Source organism: Faecalibacterium sp. i21-0019-B1 (assembly GCF_042852915.1).
Taxonomy (GTDB): domain Bacteria; phylum Bacillota; class Clostridia; order Oscillospirales; family Ruminococcaceae; genus Faecalibacterium; species Faecalibacterium taiwanense.
Genome location: NZ_AP031425.1, coordinates 2,865,482 through 2,887,462, shown reverse-complemented (window position 1 = coordinate 2,887,462; position 21,981 = coordinate 2,865,482). Strand labels below are relative to the sequence as shown.

Sequence of the window (21,981 nt, the reverse complement as noted above, 5' to 3'; positions counted from 1 at the left end):
ACAGTGCAAGGGCTGTGCGGGGACTTTTTATGCCTGAAGTTGTCTGATGACTTTTTAAGACAAATGACACAAAAAAGTTGGAAAAGGGTTCGGATTGTATGATGTATCCAAGATTTCAGAGCAATATGCACGAAAAACTGGGCTGGTTATTGTTATAAAGTGGGTTCTGACTGCGACAACTTGCAAACGAGGCGGGAGTCGATTAAAATGAACATGTAAGATGTCCGACAGTCAAAAGGACGATTTGCAAAGCAGAAGAGTATTTTGGAGGTACGATCATGGAACTGCGTTCTCAGGCAGTGCGTAAACTGGCACCGGAAAACGATCCGCTGAAGATCGGCATGGGCTGGAAGGTGGACGACCTTGCAAAGCCCCAGATCATGGTGGAGAGCACCTTTGGCGACAGCCACCCCGGCAGCGCCCATCTGGATCAGTTCGTGAAGGAGGCTGTACAGGCAGTCAACACCCACGGCGGCAAGGCTGCACGCTATTTTGCAACCGATATGTGCGACGGTATCGCACAGGGCCACGACGGCATCAACTACTCGCTGCCCCACCGTGACGCCATCGTGAATCTGGTGGAAGCTCAGGCCAACGCCACCGTGTACGACGGCGGCGTGTTCATCGCCAGCTGTGACAAGTCCATGCCGGCCATGCTGATGAGCATTGGCCGCCTGAAGGATATGAGCGCCATCGTGGTCACCGGCGGCGTGATGGAAGCCCACACCCTGCCCAAGAAGTACGTGGTCAACGACCCCGCCTGCGCCATCAACGACCTGCTGACGCTGGAACAGATCGGCAAGTTCGACGCATGGGAAAAGACGGGCGTGATCCCCAACGAGCAGCTGGACTACTACAAGCACAATGCCTGCCCCAGCTGCGGTGCCTGCTCCTTTATGGGCACCGCTTCTACCATGCAGATTATGGCCGAGGCTCTGGGCCTGATGCTGCCCGGCACCGCCCTGATGCCGGCCACCGCCCCGGAGCTGAAGCAGGCTGCCTATGATGCCGGCGTTCAGGTGATGAAGCTGGTGGCCGAGGGCATCAAGGCCAAGGACATCGTCACCATGAAGAGCTTTGAAAACGCCATCATGGTGCACGCCGCCATCTCCGGCTCCACCAATGCCACCATGCATCTGCCCGCCATTGCACACGAGTTCGGCTTTGAGATCGATGCCGACACCTTTGACCGGATGCACCGCGGCGCACACTATCTGCTGAACATCCGTCCTTCCGGCGACTGGCCCGCACAGTACTTCTACTATGCAGGCGGCGTGCCCCGCGTGATGGAAGAGATCAAGTCCATGCTGCATCTGGACGTGATGACTGTCACCGGCAAGACGCTGGGCGAAAACTTGGAAGACCTGAAGAAGAACGGCTTCTACGAGCACTGCGACGAGATCCTGCAGGAAAAGACCAAGGGCCTGGGCATCAAAGTCACCCGCGAGGATATCATCCACAGCTTTGACAACGCCAAGGGCACCGACGGCAGCATCGCTATCCTGAAGGGCAATCTGGCCCCGGAGGGCAGTGTCATCAAGCACACCGCCTGCCCCAAGAACATGTTCCACGCCACCCTGCGCGCAAGGCCCTTTGACAGCGAGGAAGAGTGCATCAGCGCCGTTCTGAACAAGCAGGTCCAGCCCGGAGATGCCATCTTCATCCGTTACGAAGGCCCCCGCGGCAGCGGCATGCCCGAGATGTTCTACACCGGCGAGGCCATCTGCGCCGACCCGAAGCTGGCTTCCAGCGTGGCGCTCATCACCGACGGCCGCTTCTCCGGCGCAAGCCGCGGCCCGGTCATCGGCCATGTCAGCCCGGAGGCCGCTGTGGGCGGCCCCATCGCTCTGGTGGAAGAGGGCGATCTCATCCGCATCGATGTGCCGAACCGTCAGCTTGCCATCGTGGGCGTGAACGGTGAGGAAAAGACCCCCGAAGAGATGGAGGCCATCCTTGCCCAGCGCCGTGCCAACTGGAAGCCCAAGGCTCCCAAATACACCAAGGGCCTGCTGAAACTCTACTCTCAGCACGCCGTCAGCCCCATGAAGGGTGCATATATGGAGTAAAAACGCTTCGTTTGCGATAAAAACCAAAAACAAAAATCAACTGTTCAGCGTTGTTTTGCTGGACGGTCTGGATAAAGTTACGCCAAAAACAAAAAAGCGGATATTGCTTCGTCTATAAAAACCATCGAAATCCGGTGTCCGTCTGCGGGGACGGCGCTGAAATAAGACCCAAAGCACACAAAATATCAAAAAATGGAGGAAACGTTTATGACAGCTGTTGCAACCCCGGACGCCGCACGGCTCGTGTTCGCCGCGGTGGCGGGCCTGATCCTTTTGCTCATCCTCATCATCAAGTTCAAAGTCCATGCCATGATCTCCATCCTGATCGGTGCGGTGGGCATCGGCCTGATGGCCGGTATGCCCCTGTCTGACATCATCGGCTCGGTCAACGAAGGTATCGGCAACACCTTAAAGGGCATCGCTCTTCTGGTGGGCCTTGGCTCCATGTTCGGTGCCATTCTGGAAGAATCCGGCGGCGCACAGACGCTGGCCGTGACCATGGTGCGCAAGTTCGGCGACGAAAAAGCCGCATGGGCGCTGGGTATCACAGGTCTGGTGGTGGCCATGCCGGTGTTCTTTGATGCCGGTCTGATCATCCTGATCCCGCTGGCCTTCTCTCTGGCAAAGCGCACCAAGCGCTCGGTCCTGTACTATGTCATCCCTCTGCTGGCCGGTCTGGCTGTCGGCCACGCCTTCATCCCTCCCACGCCGGGCCCCGTTCTGGTGGCCAGCATGCTGAGCGTTGATCTGGGCTGGGTCATCCTCATCGGCATCTTCTGCGGCATCTTCGCCATGATCGCTGCCGGTCCCATCTGGGGCTCCATCTGCGGCAAGAAGTATATGATCGAGGTGCCCGAGCACGTTGCACAGCAGGCAGACATCGACGAGAGCAAGCTGCCCAAGTTCGGCACCATCGTGGGCATCATCCTGATCCCGCTGGTCCTCATCATTGCAAACTCTGTGGCAAAAGTGGTGCCCGCTCTGGCTGGCATCCAGCCCGTTCTGGCCTTCCTCGGTGAGCCCTTCATGGCTCTGCTGCTGGCTACCATCGCTGCTATGTATCTGCTGGGCACCCGTCACGGCTATAACAATGCCCAGCTGGAAAAGATCATGACCAAGTCCCTTGAGCCCACCGGCATGATCCTGCTGGTCACTGCCTGCGGCGGCGTGCTGCGCTACATGCTGCAGAACTCCGGTCTGGGCGATGTCATCGGCAACGCCGTGGCAAACGCCAGCCTGCCGCTGGTTCTGGTGGCCTTCATCGTGGCTGCTCTGGTGCGCATCTCCGTTGGTTCCTCTACCGTGGCTATGACCATGGCAGCAGGCATCATCTCCGCCATGCCCGGCATCAGCGAACTGAGCCCGCTGTATCTGGCCTGCGTCACCGCTGCCATCGCCGGCGGCTCCACCGTGTGCTCCCACTTCAACGACTCCGGCTTCTGGCTGGTGAAGAGCCTTGTGGGCATGGATGAAAAGACCACCCTCAAGACCTGGACCATCATGGAAACTCTGGTTGGCGGTGTGGGCTTCCTGGTAGCACTCATCATCTCCTTCTTTGCCTGATCATCCTCATCTGCGGGGCTGTGCCTGCACACAGTCTGCGCAATGCTTTGCAAATTCCTGCAATCTCCTCAGCACAGCAGACCCCCGGGCGGTTTACCGCCCGGGGGTCTGCTGCTTTCTGTATTATAAAAGCTTTCTGTATTATAAAAGAGGCAGGTCCGGCCCGGAGGCCAGCTGGATGAAGGCGTCCATTTCCCGGGTGCAGCATTTATCCTTGTGGTAGAACATCTGGCGGTACATGGTCAGCCGGAAGTCTGACACCTCCAGAATGCGCAGATCTCCTCTGGACGCAGGCTCGGCCACAGCGAAGCGCGGCAGCAGGGAAATGCCGGAGGAGCGCTCCAGCATCTTGATGATAAAGGAGGTATCGCTGATCTCAAGGCTGGGGGTCAGCTCGATCTGGCGGGAAGCCAAAAACCGGTCAAAGGTGCGGCGGTAGTTGGCGTTGCGTTCGGTGAGGAAGAAGGGCTTGTCCAGAAGCTCTGCCACCCGGTACGGGCCGGGGTGGCCGAGGTCGATGTCCGGGGAGGCCACGAACACCACCTCTTCCGGCACCTCGTTGCACTTGTGCCAGCTGTTGGAGTAGCGCGGCTCGTCCAGAATGCAGATGAGGTCCACCTCGCCGCGCTCCATCTTTTCGATCAGCTCTTCCGGGGAGCCGGTAGTGACCCGAAGGCTGACTTTGGGGTGTTCCACCCGGAACTGATGCATCAGGCCGGGCAGACGGAAAAAGCAGAGGGATTCCAGCGTGCCGATGTGCAGGCAGCCCTCCAGCTCGGCATCCTCGCTCAGGGCGCGGCGGGCGTTGTGGATGGTATCCAGAATGCTGTTGGCGTATTCCAGAAAGCACTGACCCTGTGCGGTCAGGATCACCCGCTTGCCCATGCGGTCGAACAGGCGCACACCCAGCTCTTCTTCCAGCGCTTTGATCTGCACGGTAACGGCAGACTGGGAATAGCCCAGACTTTCCGCTGCCTTGGAAAAGCTCTGGAACTGGGCGGCACGGATCAGGGTGTTCAGCTGGCGCACTTCCATGGCAAAGCTCCCTTACTATTAAGATTTTTAAACCATAACTTTATTTTTATGAATTTGAATCATGCATATGTCTATGTTAAACTAAATGTGTCAACACGTCAAGTGAAAATTTGACGTTTCGTGAAAGGCTGGCCGTGCGGGCTGCGGCGGAGAGAGCGCTGTCAGGTGCTGCACAAAGGTCAGGATAGGAAAAGGAGGATTTTATTCTTATGGAAAAGAAAAAATTCAAGCTCGGACTGCTGCCGAAGCTGCTCATCGCCATCGTGCTGGGCATCATCATCGGCCAGTTCTTCCCGGTGTGGTTCTGCCGGGTCGTCGTCACGGCATCCAGCATCTTCAGCTCGTTCCTGAAGTTCATCATCCCGCTGATGATCGTGGCCTACGTCACCATGGGCATTGCCGACCTGAAGAGCGGCGCAGGCAAGCTGCTGCTCATCACGGTGGCTCTGGCCTACGGCTCCACCCTGATCGCAGGCTCGGCATCCTATCTGGTGTCCGCAAGCCTGTTCCCCAGCTTCATGAGCGAAGGCGCTCTGGAACAGATTGCCGCCACGGCTGACAACTCTCTGGCCAGCTACATCTCCATCTCCATCCCTCCGCTGCTGGACACCCTGTCTGCCGTGGTGCTGGCCTTCGTGCTGGGCCTGTGCCTGTCCACCTTGCGCGGCAAGACCATCGGTGATACACTTTATAATGGCATGAAGGACTTCTCCGGCATCATCGATCAGGTGCTGCACAGCGTCATCATCCCGTTGCTGCCCCTGTACGTCTGCGGTACCTTCATCGACATGACCAAGTCCGGCAAGACCTACGCCATTCTGGGCATCCTGTGGAAGGTGTTCCTGGTGGTCATCATCATGCATCTGGTCTGCATCTTCCTGCAGTTCTGCGTTGCAGGCGCTGTGAGCCACAAGAGCCCCTTCAAGATGATCCGCAACCAGATCCCCGGCTACACCACCGCTCTGGGCACTCAGTCCTCTGCAGCCACCATCCCGGTCAACCTGCAGTGCGCTGCGGCTGACGGCGTGAGCGAGCAGATCCGCAACTTCGTGGTGCCTCTGTGCGCAAATATCCACATGGCAGGCTCCATGATCACCATTACCGCCTGCGCAACTGCCGTCTGCCTGATGAACCAGCTGCCCATCAGCCTTGCTACCGTGGTGCCCTTCATCATGACGCTGGGCGTTGCCATGGTGGCTTCTCCCGGTGCTCCCGGCGGCTCCATCATGACCGCTCTGCCCTTCCTGTACATGATCTTTGGCGCTGAGGCCGGTGACCCCAATGGCCCCATCTGCGCCATCATGGTGGCTCTGTACATCACTCAGGATTCCTTCGGCACTGCCTGCAACGTCTCCGGCGACAACGCCATCGGCGTGATCGTGGAGACCATCTACCAGAAGTTCATCAACAAGAGCAGCGCAAGCGTCTGATGCGCGGCGCGGTTCTTGACCTGACAGGAGTGACACCCCATGGCATTTATCAGTGTTTTTGATGTTCTGGGCCCGAACATGATCGGCCCTTCCAGCTCCCACACCGCAGGCGCGGAGATCATCGCCTTTCTGGCACAGAAGATGATCGCCCCGCCGCTGAAGCGGGCGGACTTTACCCTCTACGGCTCCTTTGCCAAGACCTACCACGGCCACGGTACCGACCGCGCCCTGCTGGGCGGCATCATGGGCTTTTCGGCCGATGATACCCGCATCCGGGATTCCTTTGCCATTGCCACCGACCGCGGCCTTGGCTACAGCTTCACCCCCAATGAGGTGGAGACCGACATCCACCCCAACACGGTGGATATCCGCATGGAGAATGCGGCCGGTCAGGTGATGACCGTGCGCGGTGAATCGCTGGGCGGCGGCAAGGTGCGCATCGTGCGGATCAACGGCGTGGAGGTGGACTTTACCGGCGAGTACAATGCCCTCATCGTGGTGCAGAAGGACAAGCCCGGCGTGGTGGCGCATATCTCAAAGATCCTCAGCGACCGCGGCGTGAACATCGCGTTCATGCGCCTGTTCCGCGAGGGAAAGGGACATACGGCTTATACCATCGTGGAGTCGGACGAGCGCCTGCCCGAGGGTGTGGATCAGCTGCTGCTGGCAAACCCGAACATCAACGATGTAATGGTCGTGCAGCCGTAAGGAGGGACGAGCGATGAACATGGATTTCAAGTCCGCCAAGGAGCTGCTGGACCTGTGCGAGGAAAACCAACTGCCCATTTCGGAAGTGATGCGCCAGCGGGAGTGCATTCTGGGCGAAGTGCCCCGGGATGCTGTGGATCACCGCATGGCAAAGGCATGGGAGATCATGCACGCTTCTGCCACCCAGCCGCTGAAAAAGCCCATCAAATCCATGGGCGGCCTGATCGGCGGCGAGGCCAAAAAGCTGGAAACACATTATAATAAGAAGAAAAACATCTGCGGCGATGTGCTGCAGAAGGCCATGACCTACGCTATGGCCGTGCTAGAAGTGAACGCTTCCATGGGCCTGATCGTGGCTGCACCCACCGCAGGCTCTGCAGGCGTGGTGCCGGGCATGATGCTGGCTCTGCAGGAGTGCTACCGTATCTCCGACCAGCGCATCGTGGATGCCCTGTTCAACGCCGGTGCCGTGGGCTATCTTGCCATGCGCAACGCCACCGTGGCCGGTGCCGTGGGCGGCTGTCAGGCCGAGGTGGGCATTGCGTCTGCCATGGCTGCTTCTGCCGCCGTGGAGCTGATGGGCGGCAACCCGCAGCAGTGTCTGGATGCAGCTTCCACCGTGCTGATGAACATGCTGGGCCTTGTGTGCGACCCCGTAGGCGGGCTGGTGGAGTACCCCTGCCAGAACCGCAACGCTGCCGGTGTGGCCAACGCCCTCATTGCAGCAGAACTGTCCCTGAGCGGCATCCGTCAGCTGATCCCCTTCGACCAGATGCTGGACGCTATGTACGCTGTGGGCAAGCGCCTGCCCGCCGAGCTGCGCGAGACCGCCCTTGGCGGCTGTGCCGCCACCCCCGCCGCCTGTGCCGCCTGCGGCCTGTGCAGCGGGAACTGATCTTTCAACATGCAGCGCCGCCGGTGTGGAAACGCCCGGCGGCGTTTTTGCGCGTTCGTGACCGGAAATGCCGGCCCAAACGGCGGGGCTTTGCATCTTTTTGTGCAAACACACCGAAAAGATGGCCGGGATGACTGGCGCTTGTCTGCGAAATGTGATAAACTAAACGCAGAAGTGCTCTGCGCAGCCCGTGCAGAGCGGCAAAAAAGATGATAAGTGAGGTCGTTTGTAATGAAGATCATTCGTGCAAAAGATTATGCGGATATGTCCCGCAAGGCAGCCAATATCATTTCGGCACAGGTCATTATGAAGCCCAACTGCGTGCTGGGTCTGGCGACCGGCGGCACCCCCGTGGGCGCGTATGCACAGCTGGTGGACTGGTACAACAAGGGCGACATTGATTTTTCTGAGGTGACCACCGTCAATCTGGACGAGTACCGCGGCCTGCCCAAGGAGCACCCGGAAAGCTACTGGAGCTTTATGCACCGCAACCTGTTCGACAAGGTGAACATCGACCCTGCAAAGATCAACCTGCCGGACGGCACCAACCCCGATGCAGAGGATGCCTGCGCAAAGTACAACCAGATCATCCACGCTGTGGGCGGCATCGACCTGCAGCTGCTGGGCATCGGCCACGACGGCCACATCGGCTTCAATGAGCCGGGCGAAGCCTTTGAGCTGGAGACCCACTGTGTGAACCTGACCGCCGAGACCATTGAGGCAAACAAGCGCTTCTTTGACGGCAATGTGGATCTGGTGCCCAAGCAGGCTTATACCATGGGCATCAAGACTATCATGCAGGCACGCAAGGTGCTCATGGTGGCAAACGGCGCAGGCAAGGCCGAGATCGTCAAGAAGGCATTCTTCGGCCCCGTCACTCCGGAGGTGCCCGCAAGCATCCTGCAGATGCATCCGGACTTCACGCTGGTGGGCGACGAGGAAGCTCTGAGCCTGATCTGATCGTTCCACGCTCTGACTGCCGCACGGTGCAATGCTGTGCGGCAGTTTTTTGCTGCCAACGGCTTTACAATCGCGCAAAAAGGCGGTATTCTTTTATATATGACACTTTTCTCAGGGAGGAAACCATGGATATCCGCCAGCTGCACTACTTTCTGGTATTGTGCGATGAAATGAATTACAGCCGCGCGGCACAGCGGCTGTTTTTGTCACGGCAGGCACTGCGGCAGAGCATCTCTGCGCTGGAAGCCGAGCTGTGCGGGCCGCTGTTCCTTAGCGCCCACCACAAGCTCACCCTTACCGACCGCGGCATGAGCCTGCAGCGCCATGCCGCGCCGGTAGTGGAGCAGTTCCAGCAGATGCAGGCATCCCTGCGGGCCGAGATCCAGTCGGCGCAGCCGGTGCGCATCGGCATCAGCGTGTCGCTGGTGCCGGACTACCTGCCCGGATTGGAGACCCAGCTGGACAAGTTCCGCCAGCAGTATCCCCATGTGGAGATGCGCTTCCGCATGATGGACAACGATGCGGTGGCGGACGATGTGGAGCAGGGGGAGCTGGACGCGGGTCTGGTCATCGATCTGGGCTGTGCTGCGCCGGTACTGGCCCGCACCACCCTGCGGGCAGACCCTGCCTGCCTGCTGGTGCCTCGGGGGCATGCGTTCTGGGATAAGGAGAGCATCCCGCTGGCAGAGCTGCGCGGTCAGCGGGTGCTGCTGCCCAGCTTGCGGCAGGATCTGTTCAGCCCGCTGTGGTCGGCCTGCGCCCGGTTGGGCTTTGCGCCGAATGCGGAGATCGGCCCCAGCTTTTATCAGGCCTATTATCTTGTGCAGGAGCAGCTTTGCACCTGTCTGACCCGCTATGAACCGGGAGCCAGACGAGAACTGGACCGTGTGCGGGATGTGCTGCTGGAAGATCTGCCCCCGCTGTGCGTCTCACTGGTGCAGCGGCGGGATCATTCCTCCGCCTACATCGACCTGCTGCGCAGCTACCTGATGGAGGTGCTGGGCGGTTCGGCCAGCCTGCCGCCCCGCCGCGGACGGCCCGCAAAGCCGTTCTACAATTTCCCGGTGCTGTCCAGCGCTGCGGCAAAGGCTGCACCGGCCCACCCGGTGCCCGGCACCCAGCTGGATTTTGCCGGCGGCACCAACTTCCGGGAGCTGGGCGGTTACGAAGCCGACGAGGGCAAGCATATCAAGTGGGGCCAGATCTGGCGCGGAATCCCTACCTGCAAGCTCACCGGTGAGGCCGACCGCGCGAAGCTGGACGCGCTGGGCCTGCGCCTGATCCTTGATCTGCGCAGCAGCGGGGAAGTGCAGAAAGAACCGGACTACGTACCGGACGGTGCACGTCTGGTGCAGATCTGCGGCCTGTGCGCCGAGGACGGCCACGAGATCTCCTTTGCGCCGGATGATATCGCCGCCCTGATGAAGGGCTATGAAGAAAGCGCCGACGGAAGCACCTTCGTGCAGGCTATGTACGAGCGGATGCTGTTTGGCAACAAGGCGTTCAAGGAGCTGTTCCGTGCGCTGGAAGCAGGCGAGACCCCCATCCTGTTCCACTGCTCGGCCGGCAAGGACCGCACCGGCGTGGCGGCCATGCTCATTCTGCTGGCACTGGGCGCTTCGGATGAGACGATCTGTGCGGACTATGAGCGCACGAATCTCTGCCGCAAGGCTGAGATCGACGCAGTGCTGGCGGAGCACGCCGAAGAGATCGCGGCAAACCCGGCCTGCCGGATGCGCTATTACCGCAAGGCGGGCGTGGACCCGGCAACCGCACCCTTTGTGCTGCGCACCATCCGCGCAAAATACGGCAGCGCCGAGAACTATCTGGAAGCCGAATACGGCCTGACCCCTGCGCGCCTGATGCGGCTGCGCAGGATGTATCTGGAATAAACGGGAACGGGGACGGCATCCGGTGCGGATACTGTCCCTGTTTTCTGCACAAAATGTTCTGCGGGGCAGGGTTTTCCTCTTGACAAGCGGGCAATTGTTTCGTACTATAATTAGTAGTATGGAATAAAAGACGCTGTGTGCAGGTCGTTCCCGTGACCCGTGTCCCTTACAGGCAGAGCCTGCCTGTTTTTATATAAGATAGAACTGTAGATAGAAAAGCTTGCAGCCTGTCCGTGCGGTATTTGCCGTGCGTGTGGTCTTGTTGCCACTTTTTGCATTGAAAGCTCACTTATAAAAAATGTTTGCAGCCTACACCTGCCCTACAGCGTCTCCTGCTTATGATTCAGAATTTTGAATTTTAACAAAGGAGAGTGAAATGCGATGTCCACGATCATCTGGATCGTGATCTTGATCGTCGCGCTTGCTGCGGGCATCGGTGCAGGCTATTTTATTGGTTACAACAACCGTAAAAAGACCGCCGAAGCCCAGATCGGCAGTGCGGAAGCCGAGGCCACCCGTCTGGTGAACGAAGCGATCAAGACCGCAGAACAGAAACGCAAGGAAGCGGTTCTGGAAGCAAAGGACGAGGCCTTCAAGCTGAAGGCCGAGGTGGATGCCCAGAAGGCAGAAGCCGATAAGGAGATCAAGCAGCGCCGTGCGGAGATCAGCCGTCAGGAGAACCGCATCGACCAGAAGGAAACCGCCCTCGACCGCAAGACCGAGGTACTGGAAAAGAAGGAAGAGGAGCTGAAAAAGCGCGCTGCTGAGGCCGAGGAGCGTCTGGCAGAGATCGACGCCCTGCGCGCCAAGGAGATGGAGCGTCTGGAAACGCTGGCCGGTCTGAGTCAGGAGGACGCCCGCGAGGTGCTGCTGCACAAGGTGGACGAGGAGCTGACCCACGAAAAGGCCGTGCGCGTTGCCGCCTACGAGACCGACCTGAAGGAGAACTGCGACAACATCGCACGCAACCTGATCGGTCAGGCCGTCAGCCGTTGCGCTGCCGACCACTGCAGCGAGACCACCGTCAGCGTGGTGCCGCTGCCCAGTGATGAAATGAAGGGCCGCATCATCGGCCGCGAGGGCCGCAACATCCGCGCTCTGGAGACCGCGACCGGCGTGGACCTGATCATCGACGATACCCCGGAGGCCATCACCCTGTCCTCCTTCGACCAGACCCGCCGCGAGGTGGCCCGCATGACGCTGGAACGCCTGATCGGCGATGGCCGCATCCACCCCGCCCGCATCGAGGAGACGGTGGAAAAGTGCCGCCACGAGCTGGAGCTGCAGATGAAGCGCGAGGGCGAGCGTGCCGTGATGGAGCTGGGCATCCATGGTCTGCACCCCGACCTGATCAAGCTGATCGGCCGGTTGAAGTACCGCACCAGCTTTGGCCAGAACGCCCTGACCCACAGCATGGAGGTGGCATGGGTGGCCGGTCTGCTGGCAGGCGAAATGGGTGTGAACGTGACCATGGCACGCCGTGCCGGTCTGCTGCATGATATCGGCAAGGCACTGGATCATGAGATCGAGGGCAGCCATGTGCAGATCGGTGTGGATATCTGCCGCAAGTATAAGGAAAACACCCAGATCATCCATGCCATTGAGGCTCACCACGGCGATGTGGAACCCAAGACCCCGCTGGCCTTCATCATTCAGGCTGCCGATGCCATCAGCGCTGCACGCCCGGGTGCCCGCCGCGAGAACGTGGAAAGCTACGTCAAGCGTCTGGAAAATCTGGAGGAGATCTCTTCCAGCTTCGAGGGTGTGGAGCAGGCCTTTGCCGTGCAGGCAGGCCGCGAAGTGCGCATCATGGTCAAGCCCGATGTCATCAGCGACGATCAGGTGATCCTGCTGGCACGCTCCATTGCCAAGAAGATCGAGGACACGCTGGATTACCCCGGCCAGATCAAGGTCAATGTGATCCGCGAGAGCCGCGCTGTGGAGTACGCAAAATAAAGTTTTGCCCAAAAAGCTGCCGTGCAGATGCACAGCAGCTTTTTTCTGCTTGTAATCCGGCGGCAAAAAAGGTATCATGGAGAAAAACAGACCGAAAGGGGAGAACCACTATATGAAACATGCAAGAAAATGGCTGGCTTGCCTGCTGGCGGGTGCACTGGCACTGGCGGTGCTGGCCGGATGCAGTGCACTGATGGACGGCACGGTGCAGAAGGATACAGAACAGGCCAAGGCCCTGATGAAAGAGGTAGACCCCAGCCTGACCTATAATACCGATCTGGAAGATGCAGCCAGCCGTCTGGCAGACTGGCTGGTGGAGGACTCCACCCAGCTGACCACCCAGTCCGGCCTGCTGACACGCAAGGTGCCCATGACCACCGGCTCCGGTGCCATGCTGGATACGAATGTGTACGATTTTATTGATCATTCCACCAGCTTTCTGTTCCTGCCCAGAGGCGTGGTGATCGGCCTTGCAATGAACAACGAATGGGGCTTTACCGGCTACCTGTATGCTCCGCCGCTGAGCGAGGCGGGCAGCGCACTGCGCAGCTATGCGGCAGGCTGCAAACAGATGGGCGCGGTGTTCATTGAATACGGCGGCGAGACTTACGTAGTGGCTATGTTTGCCTAAAAACCGAAAAAACGGTGTTTCCCTGCTGAGAACGGTGCGTTTTCAGCAGGGATTTTTTGTGTCTGGTCTGTGCACAAAAAAACAGGTTGAAAGTACGACTTATACACAAAAAATGAAAATACGCAGGTGAAATCTCTTCATCTGTTCCCCCGAAAAACACAAAAAACTCATGTTTTCGTGAAACTGTATTTTGAGCAACTACAGTATATCTTCAAAACTGCACAAAAACAAAAACAAAATTTTTGCTGACCATTGGTCAAAGCACAGAAAAACAGCCGGAAGCCTTTCCTTTTCAGGCGGAACAGCGTATAATGCGGATATCGCACAAAGGTGTGCAGCGCTCCAGAGGAGGAGCAAAAAACCTTTGTGCATTTTTCACCATTCAATGCTTTACTTCAATAAAGCATTGAGGTAAGAGAGAGGGAAAAAATATGAAATTCGATCGTCGTATTTCTCGCCGCAGCTTCCTGGCTGCTGCAGGCGTATCGGCTGCTGCACTGGCTCTGACTGCCTGCGGCGGCTCTTCCAGCACCGCTGCTTCCGGCTCCACCGCTGCTTCTGGTGCAGCCGCCTCTGCTGAGGGCGGTGTGCTGAACGTCATGCTGGAGACCGAAGTCCAGTCTCTGGACCCCCAGCTGGCTACCGACGGCACCTCCTTTGAGGTCATCGCCAACTACACCGACGGCCTGATGCAGATGGATGCGAACGGTGCAGCCGTGGAGGCTCTGGCAGAGAGCTATGAGCTGAGCGAGGACGGCAAGACCTACACCTTCCACCTGAAGGATGCAAAGTGGTCCAACGGCGATGCCGTTACCGCAGCAGACTTCGTGTTTGGCTGGCAGCGTGCTGTTGACCCCGCAAACGCATCCGAGTACGCCTACATGCTGAGCGATATCGGTCAGGTGGTCAACGCCGCCGATATCATTGCAGGCAACAAGCCCGTCACCGATCTTGGCATCACCGCAGTGGACGACAAGACCCTGAAGGTGGAGCTGAACGTTCCGGTCAGCTACTTCCTGAGCCTGATGTACTTCCCCACCTTCTACCCCATGAACCAGAAGTTCTTTGAGAGCTGCGGCGATACTTACGGCACCAGCGCAGACACCGTGCTGTCCAACGGTGCATTCGTGCTGACCAGCTATGAGCCGGCCGCCACCGCTTTTGAGCTGGTGAAGAACGCCGACTACTACGATGCTGACCGCATTGCTCTGGACGGCCTGAACTATCAGGTCATCAAGGACAGCCAGCAGGCTCTGATGAGCTATCAGAACGGCGATCTGGATATCACCCTGCTGAACGGCGAGCAGGTCGAGCAGGTCAAGGACGACCCCGAGTTCACCAGCGTGGGTGCCGGCTACCTGTGGTACATCAGCCCCAACATGGACGCTGTGCCGGAGCTGGCAAACCTGAACCTGCGCCGTGCCATAACCTTTGCACTGGATCGTGATTCCATCACCAATGACGTGCTGAAGGACGGCTCTTCTCCCGCCTACACCGCAGTGCCCGCACAGTTCGCCACCGGCCCGGACGGCAGCGATTTCAGCGCCGACCAGACCAAGTTTGCAGAGTTCTGCGCATACGATCCCGACAAGGCTGCAGAGTATTACGAGCAGGCCAAGGCTGAGCTGGGCAAGGATTCCTTCTCCTTCACCATGGTCGTCGATGCCGACGATGCTCCTCAGAAGGTCGCTCAGGTCGTTCAGGAGCAGCTGCAGACCACTCTGCCCGGCTTTACTCTGGAGCTGAAGGTGGAGCCCAAGAAGCAGCGCGTGCAGGATATGCAGGACGGCAACTTTGAGATCGGCCTGACCCGCTGGGGCCCCGACTACGCCGATCCCATGACCTATCTGGGCATGTGGGTCACCGGCAACTCCAACAACTACGGTCTGTGGAGCGATGCTGACTACGATGCCGTCATCGCAGAGTGCACCACCGGCGATCTGTGCACCGATCCCGAGGGCCGCTGGGAAGCCATGTATGACGCTGAGTCCATCGTGCTGGAGCAGGCCGCCATCTTCCCGCTGTATGGTCAGTGCAACGCCGAGATGATTTCTTCTGCCGTGACCGGCGTGGACTTCCACCCGGTTGCTCTGAACCGCGTCTACAAGGACGCAAAGAAGAGCGTCTGATCCTGATCGAGAACTGAAATGCCGCACAGTGGCAGCGAAAATGCCGCTGTGCGACTTTTTGGCTTTTGCACTGTCCGCGTGCGGTGCACGGCTGACCGCGGCAGGCGGGAGCCGTTCTGCCCCGTGCAGGGCGGAGAAGAAACTTTAAGGGGGTCTACCCAACGTGAAAAAATACACGCTCAAGCGTATCATCACTTCGTTGTTTACGCTGCTGGCCATCCTGCTGGTGTTGTTCATCCTCATGCAGCTGATGCCCGGTTCGCCCTTCAACGATGAAAAGCTGACGCCGGAAATGCGCGCATCCCTGTACGCAAAGTACGGTCTGGATCAGCCCATCTATGTACAGTTCTTCCGCTATGTGACCAACATGCTGCGCGGTGACTTCGGCGTCAGCTACAATATCTCCAAGAACACGCCCATCTCCCAGCTGATCCAGTCCCGTCTGCCCATTTCCATCCGTGTGGGCGGCATGGCTGTCACATTGGGTGCCATCGTGGGCCTTGTGCTCGGCATCATTGCAGCCCTCAAGCGGGACACCATCTTCGACACGCTGGCCACCATCATCTCGGTCATCGGCGTGTCGGTGCCGTCTTACGTGATCGCACTGGCCCTGAGCTATACCTTTGGCTTCAAGCTCAAGTGGTTCCCCATGCTGTTCTCCGCAAAGGACGTGTTCGGCTCCAGTGTGCTGCCCAGCATCTCGCTGTCCATGTTCACCATGGCTTCCATTGCCCGCTTTACCCGCAGTGAAATGATCGAGGTTCTGGACTCCGATTATATGCTGCTGGCCGAGAGCAAGGGCATTTCCGGCCCGGCGCTGATCTTCCGCCACGCGCTGCGCAACGCGCTGATCCCCATTATCACCGTGCTGGCCCCGCTGATCGTGGACCTGATGACCGGCTCGCTGGTGGTGGAGAAGATCTTCGCCATTCCCGGCGTGGGCAGCCTGCTGGTGACGGCCATCCAGTCCAACGACTACAATGTGGTCATCAGCCTGAGCTTCATCTACAGTGCCATGTACATTGGCATCATGCTGGTCGTTGACCTGCTGTACGGCATCATCGACCCGCGCATCCGCTTGGCAAAGGGGGACGACTGATATGGCAGAAAAAGCGATTCACCTGGGCGGCGAAGCCACGGCTGATGCCATCGTCAGCGCAGTGGATACCATGTATTCCGAGCATACCTTCAACGAGAAGGACTTTGCGCTCAAGCATAACGACGCAGAGATCGCAATGGACTCGAACTTTGCCGCACAGAGCTTCTGGAAGGATGTGCGGGTGCGCTTCTTCCGCAAAAAGAGCGCGGTGCTCGGCCTGATCCTCGTTGTCTTTATCGTGCTGCTGGCGGCATTTGGCCCCGGCATGAACGAGTATACCTACTCCGGTCAGGAGCTGAGCCAGAAAAACTTTGCGCCCCGCGTGCAGATGCTGGAGAACTTCGGCATCTTCAACGGTGACGAGAAAATGAGCACCACCACCGGTTCCAAGACAGTGAATGCCTATGTGGAAAAGGGCAAGGAGGATGTCTACTACTGGTTCGGCAGCGACACCTATGGCCGCGATATCTGGACCCGTACCTGGGAGGGTGCCCGCGTGTCCCTGATCATCGCGGTTGCCGCCGCCATCATCGATATGGTCATCGGCATGAGCTACGGCCTGATCTCCGGCTACTTTGGCGGCAAGGTGGATATGATGATGCAGCGTTTTCTGGAAGTTGCCAACGGCATCCCCCGTCTGGTGATCGTCACGCTGCTTCTGCTGGTGCTCAAGCCCGGCATGATCACCATTATCTTTGCTCTGATGCTCACCGAGTGGGTGGGCATGAGCCGCATTGCCCGCGCTGAGATGCTCAAGCTGAAGGATCAGGAGTTCGTGCTGGCCTCCCGCACGCTGGGTGCAGGCAGCTTCTTCATCATCTTCAAGGAAGTGCTGCCCAACATCATCGGACCTATCATCACGCAGGTCATGTTCAGCATCCCCACCGCAATTTTCACCGAGGCATTCCTGTCCTTTGTGGGTCTTGGCATCCCGGTGCCGCAGTGCTCGCTGGGTTCTCTGATCAGCGAGCTGTACAACAGCTTCACCACCCATCCTTATCAGATCATCCCGCCGATGGTGGTCATGAGCCTGCTGATGATGAGCTTCAACCTCGTGGCCGACGGCCTGCGCGAGGCTCTGGACCCCAAGATGAAGAGTATGTAAGGAGGAACACCCCATGCCTGAAAAGAAAAAAGAACAGGTCTTGTCGGTGCGAGACCTTGATATCACCTTTAAGACCACCGCAGGCCCGGTGCACGCCATCCGCGGCGTGAACATCGACCTGTACAAGGGCGAAACAGTGGCGCTGGTGGGCGAATCCGGCTCCGGCAAGTCCGTTACCATGAAAGCCGCCATGGGCATTCTGGCACAGAACGCCATTGTGAACAGCGGCTCCATCCAGTTCAGCTACCATCACGCTGATGGCAGCCCCGAGACGGTGGATCTGCTGCAGAAGGACAAAAAGTGGATCCGCCGCCACATCAACGGCAAGCGCATCGCCATGGTGTTCCAGGACCCCATGACCAGCCTTGACCCCACCATGCCCATCGGCAAGCAGATCATGGAGGGCATGCTGTGGCACTACAAGATGCCCAAGGATGCCGCCTACAAAAAGGCTGTGCAGCTGCTGGAAGAGGTGGGCATCACCGATGCCGAAAAGCGCATGAAGAGCTACCCGCACCAGCTGTCCGGCGGTATGCGCCAGCGCGTGGTCATTGCCATTGCACTGGCCTGCGACCCCGACCTGCTGATCTGTGACGAGCCCACCACGGCACTGGATGTGACCATTCAGGCCAAAATTCTGGAGCTGATCCGCAGCATCCAGCGTGAGCGCGGCATCTCGGTCATTTACATCACCCACGATCTGGGCGTTGTGGCAAAGGTGGCCGATTATGTGGACGTGATGTACGCAGGCAAGATCGTGGAGACCGGCACCATCGACGAGATCTTCTACGAGCCGCGCCACCCCTACACATGGGGCCTGCTTTCCGCCATGCCCGATCTGGACACCGCAGACGACCGTCTGTACACCATTCCGGGTTCGCCGCCGAACCTGCTGCATGAGAAGCAGGGCGATGCCTTTGCGCCGCGCAACCATTATGCCCTGAACATCGACGACGAAGTTGACCCGCCCATGTTCAAGATCAGCGACACCCACTATGCAGCTACATGGCTGCTGGACCCCCGCGCACCCAAGGTGGACATGCCGCCTGAGCTTGCTCAGCGCATTGCCCGCATGCGTGCCGAGGCAGAAAAGATCAAGGAGGCGGAATAAATGGCAGGACAGAATGCTGCTCCGCTGCTGAAGGTCGAGGGCCTGAAGCAGTATTTCCGCGTGAGCAAGAGCTATACCGTCAAGGCTGTGGACAATGTCAGCTTTGAGATCTATCCCGGCGAGACCTATGGTCTGGTGGGCGAGTCCGGTTCCGGCAAGTCCACCATCGGCCGCAGCGTCATCCGCCTGTATGACCCCACTGCCGGAAAAATCACCTTTGATGGGCATGATATCAGCGGCAGGCTGAGCCGCGTGCAGAACGATACGCTGCGCACCCAGATGCAGATGATCTTTCAGGACCCCATGGCGTCCCTGAACCCCCGCAAAAAGGTGGAGGATATCATCGGTGAGGGTCTGGACATCCACCACATGTACAAGACCCGCGAAGAGCGCCGCGAAAAGGTGGAGAAAATTCTGGCCAAGGTGGGCCTTGCGCCCGAACATGCCGAGCGCTATCCCCACCAGTTCTCTGGCGGCCAGCGCCAGCGCGTGGGCATTGCCCGCGCCCTCATTATGAACCCCAAGCTCATCATCGCAGATGAGTGCATCTCGGCGCTGGACGTGTCCATTCAGGCGCAGGTGGTCAACCTGATGAAGGATATCCAGCAGGAGACCGGCACGGCCTACCTGTTCATTGCGCATGACCTTTCCATGGTCAAGTACATCTCGGACCGCATCGGCGTGCTGCATCTGGGCCACCTGCTGGAGACGGGTACGACCGAAGAGATCTTCGAGAATCCCGTCCACCCCTACACCCGCAGTCTGCTGTCGGCCATCCCGCTGCCGAACCCCGTTGTGGAGAAGCGCCGCGTGGCTGAGACCTACGACTACGCCACTTCCGGCATCGATTACAACAAGGGCACCGATCACCATGTGAGCGGCAGCCACTATGTCAAGTGCACCGACGAAGAGTTTGCAAAATGGTGTAAATGATAGTAAACAAAGAAGGAGCGTTCCCGCGTGGAAACGCTCCTTCTTTGTTTTATTATAATTACGCAGAAAGGAATGGAATGCAGGAGATTCAGCAGTTATCGTAGCGGGCAAGGTTGCGGTTGCGGCGTTCGATAAAGTAGTACAGGGCTTTGCTCCGGCTGAAAAAGGCAAAGCGCATTTTATTGTAGAAGGACAAAATGGAACGGCTCTTTTGGTAGGCATGGCGGATGAGCTGATCCGATTCAGGGTCTAAGGCAGAACGATAGAGGATCGGGTAATCATTCAGGGCCATATCCACAAAATAGGCATCGTTTTCCAGCATGTCGGGGTACCGCTTTTCAAGAAACAGATAACGCTCTGTGACCATCGCAAGCCTGTCCTGAAAGAACTTTATACAGTCTGTATGGAGAGTGCTGCCATCGCGCTGATAATAGTAATACAGGGGTTCGTCCGAGTACACGATCTGCCCTGCGTCGAACAGGATCTTGTATGCAATGCCAAGATCTTCCATAACGCGACCGACCGGAAACCGGATGGTGTCAAACAGTTCCCGTTTGCATAATTTATTCCATGCATAACATGCGTAGGTATCCTCCGTAAAAAGCTCCCGGATGGCATCAGCACCTTGAAAGAGCGTAACGTTTCGGGAAGAAAGCGGAGCAGGGACCTCCGGCGCGTCAGCATAGACGAGTTTCCAATGGACGGCAGAAATATCAGTGTGGTACTCATGGAGCAGATCATAAAGGGTCTCGATGAAATTTTCTGCAATGTAATCATCGCTGTCAACAAAGGAGATGTACGCACCGGATGCCGCATCCAGTCCCACATTCCGGGCATCGGATAGGCCACCGTTTTTCTTATGGATGACCCTGATGCGTGCGTCCCGCTGTGCCCATGCATCACAGAGTGCAGGGCAGTTATCGGGAGAACCATCATCGACCAGGATCACCTCAAGGTTCGGATATGTCTGGGCCAGAATGCTGGCGACACATCGGTCCAGATAGGGTTCTACTTTATATACCGGAACAATGACGGACACGAGTTCGTTATTTGTATTCTGCATGATATCCTCCTCCAAGCTGGTTTAATCATATCATGGGAGCAGGGATTCCGCAATGAGAACTTTATAAGTTTTGGGTTCAAGCGGTTATGAGAACGTCGCTAATTTTGAAATCCCGTTTTTCTTGTGAAATCTTGTGACTGTCTGATAATTCCATGAAAGTGCCTTTGTGTACTTTGATGTAACTTTTGGTGGCTTTTTGTCTCTAAAACGGCTCTTTGTACCCAGAACCGTACCCAAGAATTTTTGGGTACGAAACTCGACACTTACTGTTACTATTTTGGATTTACATGGCTCACTTTCTAAAATTGAAGGTGAGCTTTTTCTTTTGCAGAAATCGGGAAGGAGGTTTTCTACTCCTCTGCTGCGGACCCCCTCTATCTGTCCGCAGCAGAACAACAAAATGCAAAAAGCCCAGAGCGATACCGCTCCAGGCTCCTTTGTCTGTATGTACATATCATATGTATAATGTCCGGGGCGGATATTGTCAAGGGAAGTGAACGGGTTTCATCTCTAGGTGCCCACCGATTCATCTTGTTTGGTGTTTTGCATCCACCGCACCAGCGCTTCGGCGTCCTGTTTGCCTTTGGCGTACATTTTTTCAAGGCAGGCGCGGTTCTTGGTCAGGGTGGACATTCCCTCGGTGCTGTCCGGGGCGATGATGCAGACAAGGCCCTGTCGCTCCAGCTCCCGCGCCCGCTGGACAGCCGTGTTGTACCGCCATGCCCGGCGGCGCAGCCCCTCGGCTGCAGCGGGGTAATGCGACTGCAGCAGGTGTGCCAGATGCTTGTCCCGGGCATCACTACTCACCAGCCCGATGGGCTTGGTCAGGATGAGAGCCACCCGGTCGCAGCCGTGGGCAAAGGCCCATTCCAGCGGGACGGGGTCGGCCAGGCCGCCATCAAAATAAGGCACGCCGTCGATGACGCAGGGCTGGTCGATGACCGGGATGCAGCAGGACGCCATGAGGACGCGGTAGTCGTCCGGGTGGAGGTCTGCCTTGGTGAAATACTGCGCCTCGCCGTTCTGTGCATTAGCGGCCACCACGCAGAGCTCTGCCGGGCTGCGGGCAAGCGCCGCGTAATCCAGCGGATTCTCGCCGCCTGCATTGCTGAGGGTGCCGTAGACATAGCCCAGATCGAGATAGGAGTGCTTGCGGATGAGGTTGTGCACGCTCATGTACTCCCTGCGGAAGGAGTATTCATCGTAAAAGGGCTTGTTCCGCCCATGCTGGCCTGCCAGATAGGACGTCATATTGGCGCTGCCCGCCGAAACGCCGATGCAGAGATCGAAGCGGAGGTCCTCCTCCAGGCAGCGGTCCAGCACGCCAGCGCCGTAAATGCCCCGCAGGCCGCCACCCACATCGATGACACCGTATTTCATGGTCTGTTCCTCCATCGTTTAATTC

At 58.1% G+C, this 21,981-nt stretch carries 17 protein-coding genes; 14 read left to right on the top strand and 3 right to left on the bottom strand.

The annotated features are described in order from the left end of the window. Window positions 1-278 precede the first annotated feature (278 nt). Window positions 279-2,066, top strand: coding sequence for a dihydroxy-acid dehydratase (gene ilvD, locus ACGHP1_RS14345; RefSeq protein ID WP_337679927.1), 1,788 nt, complete (start codon window positions 279-281; stop codon window positions 2,064-2,066). A gap of 207 nt (window positions 2,067-2,273) precedes the next feature. Further along, window positions 2,274-3,629 (top strand): GntP family permease, encoded by a 1,356-nt coding sequence (locus ACGHP1_RS14340; RefSeq protein WP_390509733.1) that lies wholly within the window; start codon window positions 2,274-2,276, stop codon window positions 3,627-3,629. A 141-nt stretch (window positions 3,630-3,770) separates the two neighbouring features. Here ACGHP1_RS14340 and ACGHP1_RS14335 read toward each other — a convergent pair whose 3' ends face one another. Next, entirely contained in the window at window positions 3,771-4,664 is an 894-nt protein-coding gene (locus ACGHP1_RS14335) for a LysR family transcriptional regulator (protein WP_118528432.1), read from the bottom strand. A 209-nt stretch (window positions 4,665-4,873) separates the two neighbouring features. On the opposite strand from ACGHP1_RS14335, the gene ACGHP1_RS14330 reads away from it, so the two are divergent. The 12 genes from ACGHP1_RS14330 (at window position 4,874) to ACGHP1_RS14275 (ending at window position 19,513) form a co-directional block, all read left to right on the top strand. Continuing rightward, window positions 4,874-6,094 (top strand): dicarboxylate/amino acid:cation symporter, encoded by a 1,221-nt coding sequence (locus ACGHP1_RS14330; protein ID WP_154260958.1) that lies wholly within the window; start codon window positions 4,874-4,876, stop codon window positions 6,092-6,094. A gap of 39 nt (window positions 6,095-6,133) precedes the next feature. Continuing rightward, window positions 6,134-6,802 carry an L-serine ammonia-lyase, iron-sulfur-dependent subunit beta gene (gene sdaAB / locus ACGHP1_RS14325; RefSeq protein ID WP_154256401.1) on the top strand — a complete coding sequence of 223 codons (669 nt, stop codon included), beginning with the start codon at window positions 6,134-6,136 and terminating at the stop codon, window positions 6,800-6,802. 19 nt (window positions 6,803-6,821) lie between these two features. Further along, window positions 6,822-7,697 (top strand): L-serine ammonia-lyase, iron-sulfur-dependent, subunit alpha, encoded by an 876-nt coding sequence (gene sdaAA / locus ACGHP1_RS14320; RefSeq protein ID WP_097774199.1) that lies wholly within the window; start codon window positions 6,822-6,824, stop codon window positions 7,695-7,697. Between the two features lie 231 nt (window positions 7,698-7,928). After that, entirely contained in the window at window positions 7,929-8,657 is a 729-nt protein-coding gene (nagB, locus tag ACGHP1_RS14315) for a glucosamine-6-phosphate deaminase (protein ID WP_005936840.1), read from the top strand. Between the two features lie 125 nt (window positions 8,658-8,782). Then, complete coding sequence (locus ACGHP1_RS14310; RefSeq protein WP_097774150.1) at window positions 8,783-10,549, top strand: tyrosine-protein phosphatase; 1,767 nt, start codon at window positions 8,783-8,785, stop codon at window positions 10,547-10,549. Between the two features lie 381 nt (window positions 10,550-10,930). Next, the gene (rny, locus tag ACGHP1_RS14305) at window positions 10,931-12,505 is read left to right on the top strand and encodes a ribonuclease Y (protein ID WP_005936849.1); all 1,575 of its coding nucleotides are present in this window, start codon (window positions 10,931-10,933) and stop codon (window positions 12,503-12,505) included. A gap of 112 nt (window positions 12,506-12,617) precedes the next feature. Further along, window positions 12,618-13,136, top strand: a complete 519-nt coding sequence (locus ACGHP1_RS14300; protein WP_390509730.1) for a hypothetical protein — start codon at window positions 12,618-12,620, stop codon at window positions 13,134-13,136. A 431-nt stretch (window positions 13,137-13,567) separates the two neighbouring features. After that, window positions 13,568-15,265 (top strand): peptide ABC transporter substrate-binding protein, encoded by a 1,698-nt coding sequence (locus ACGHP1_RS14295; RefSeq protein WP_390509729.1) that lies wholly within the window; start codon window positions 13,568-13,570, stop codon window positions 15,263-15,265. 163 nt (window positions 15,266-15,428) lie between these two features. Continuing rightward, window positions 15,429-16,364, top strand: coding sequence for an ABC transporter permease (locus ACGHP1_RS14290; protein ID WP_005936865.1), 936 nt, complete (start codon window positions 15,429-15,431; stop codon window positions 16,362-16,364). Between the two features lies 1 nt (window position 16,365). Then, on the top strand, window positions 16,366-17,469 hold the full coding sequence (locus ACGHP1_RS14285; protein ID WP_337679915.1) for an ABC transporter permease: 1,104 nt from the start codon (window positions 16,366-16,368) through the stop codon (window positions 17,467-17,469). Window positions 17,470-17,482: 13 nt separating this feature from the next. Then, window positions 17,483-18,580, top strand: coding sequence for an ABC transporter ATP-binding protein (locus ACGHP1_RS14280; RefSeq protein ID WP_154256391.1), 1,098 nt, complete (start codon window positions 17,483-17,485; stop codon window positions 18,578-18,580). Next, on the top strand, window positions 18,581-19,513 hold the full coding sequence (locus ACGHP1_RS14275) for an ABC transporter ATP-binding protein (RefSeq protein WP_154256389.1): 933 nt from the start codon (window positions 18,581-18,583) through the stop codon (window positions 19,511-19,513). A gap of 88 nt (window positions 19,514-19,601) precedes the next feature. Here the strand turns inward: ACGHP1_RS14275 and ACGHP1_RS14270 are convergent, their stop codons facing one another. Then, a complete protein-coding gene (locus ACGHP1_RS14270) occupies window positions 19,602-20,576 on the bottom strand; it encodes a glycosyltransferase (RefSeq protein ID WP_154256387.1) in 975 nt (324 codons plus the stop codon). A 510-nt stretch (window positions 20,577-21,086) separates the two neighbouring features. After that, window positions 21,087-21,956, bottom strand: coding sequence for a patatin family protein (locus ACGHP1_RS14265; protein ID WP_242960011.1), 870 nt, complete (start codon window positions 21,954-21,956; stop codon window positions 21,087-21,089). Between the last annotated feature and the right edge of the window lie 25 nt (window positions 21,957-21,981).

Excerpts from the sequence above, each read along its gene's own strand:
- ACGHP1_RS14340 (WP_390509733.1), top strand. The coding sequence starts at position 2,274 with ATGACAGCTGTTGCAACCCCGGACGCCGCACGGCTCGTGTTCGCCGCG.
- ACGHP1_RS14330 (WP_154260958.1), top strand. The coding sequence starts at position 4,874 with ATGGAAAAGAAAAAATTCAAGCTCGGACTGCTGCCGAAGCTGCTCATC.
- ACGHP1_RS14300 (WP_390509730.1), top strand. The coding sequence starts at position 12,618 with ATGAAACATGCAAGAAAATGGCTGGCTTGCCTGCTGGCGGGTGCACTG.
- ilvD (WP_337679927.1), top strand. The coding sequence starts at position 279 with ATGGAACTGCGTTCTCAGGCAGTGCGTAAACTGGCACCGGAAAACGAT.
- rny (WP_005936849.1), top strand. The coding sequence starts at position 10,931 with ATGTCCACGATCATCTGGATCGTGATCTTGATCGTCGCGCTTGCTGCG.
- ACGHP1_RS14310 (WP_097774150.1), top strand. The coding sequence starts at position 8,783 with ATGGATATCCGCCAGCTGCACTACTTTCTGGTATTGTGCGATGAAATG.
- sdaAB (WP_154256401.1), top strand. The coding sequence starts at position 6,134 with ATGGCATTTATCAGTGTTTTTGATGTTCTGGGCCCGAACATGATCGGC.
- ACGHP1_RS14285 (WP_337679915.1), top strand. The coding sequence starts at position 16,366 with ATGGCAGAAAAAGCGATTCACCTGGGCGGCGAAGCCACGGCTGATGCC.
- sdaAA (WP_097774199.1), top strand. The coding sequence starts at position 6,822 with ATGGATTTCAAGTCCGCCAAGGAGCTGCTGGACCTGTGCGAGGAAAAC.
- ACGHP1_RS14280 (WP_154256391.1), top strand. The coding sequence starts at position 17,483 with ATGCCTGAAAAGAAAAAAGAACAGGTCTTGTCGGTGCGAGACCTTGAT.
- ACGHP1_RS14270 (WP_154256387.1), bottom strand. The coding sequence starts at position 20,576 with ATGCAGAATACAAATAACGAACTCGTGTCCGTCATTGTTCCGGTATAT.
- ACGHP1_RS14275 (WP_154256389.1), top strand. The coding sequence starts at position 18,581 with ATGGCAGGACAGAATGCTGCTCCGCTGCTGAAGGTCGAGGGCCTGAAG.
- nagB (WP_005936840.1), top strand. The coding sequence starts at position 7,929 with ATGAAGATCATTCGTGCAAAAGATTATGCGGATATGTCCCGCAAGGCA.
- ACGHP1_RS14295 (WP_390509729.1), top strand. The coding sequence starts at position 13,568 with ATGAAATTCGATCGTCGTATTTCTCGCCGCAGCTTCCTGGCTGCTGCA.
- ACGHP1_RS14335 (WP_118528432.1), bottom strand. The coding sequence starts at position 4,664 with ATGGAAGTGCGCCAGCTGAACACCCTGATCCGTGCCGCCCAGTTCCAG.
- ACGHP1_RS14265 (WP_242960011.1), bottom strand. The coding sequence starts at position 21,956 with ATGAAATACGGTGTCATCGATGTGGGTGGCGGCCTGCGGGGCATTTAC.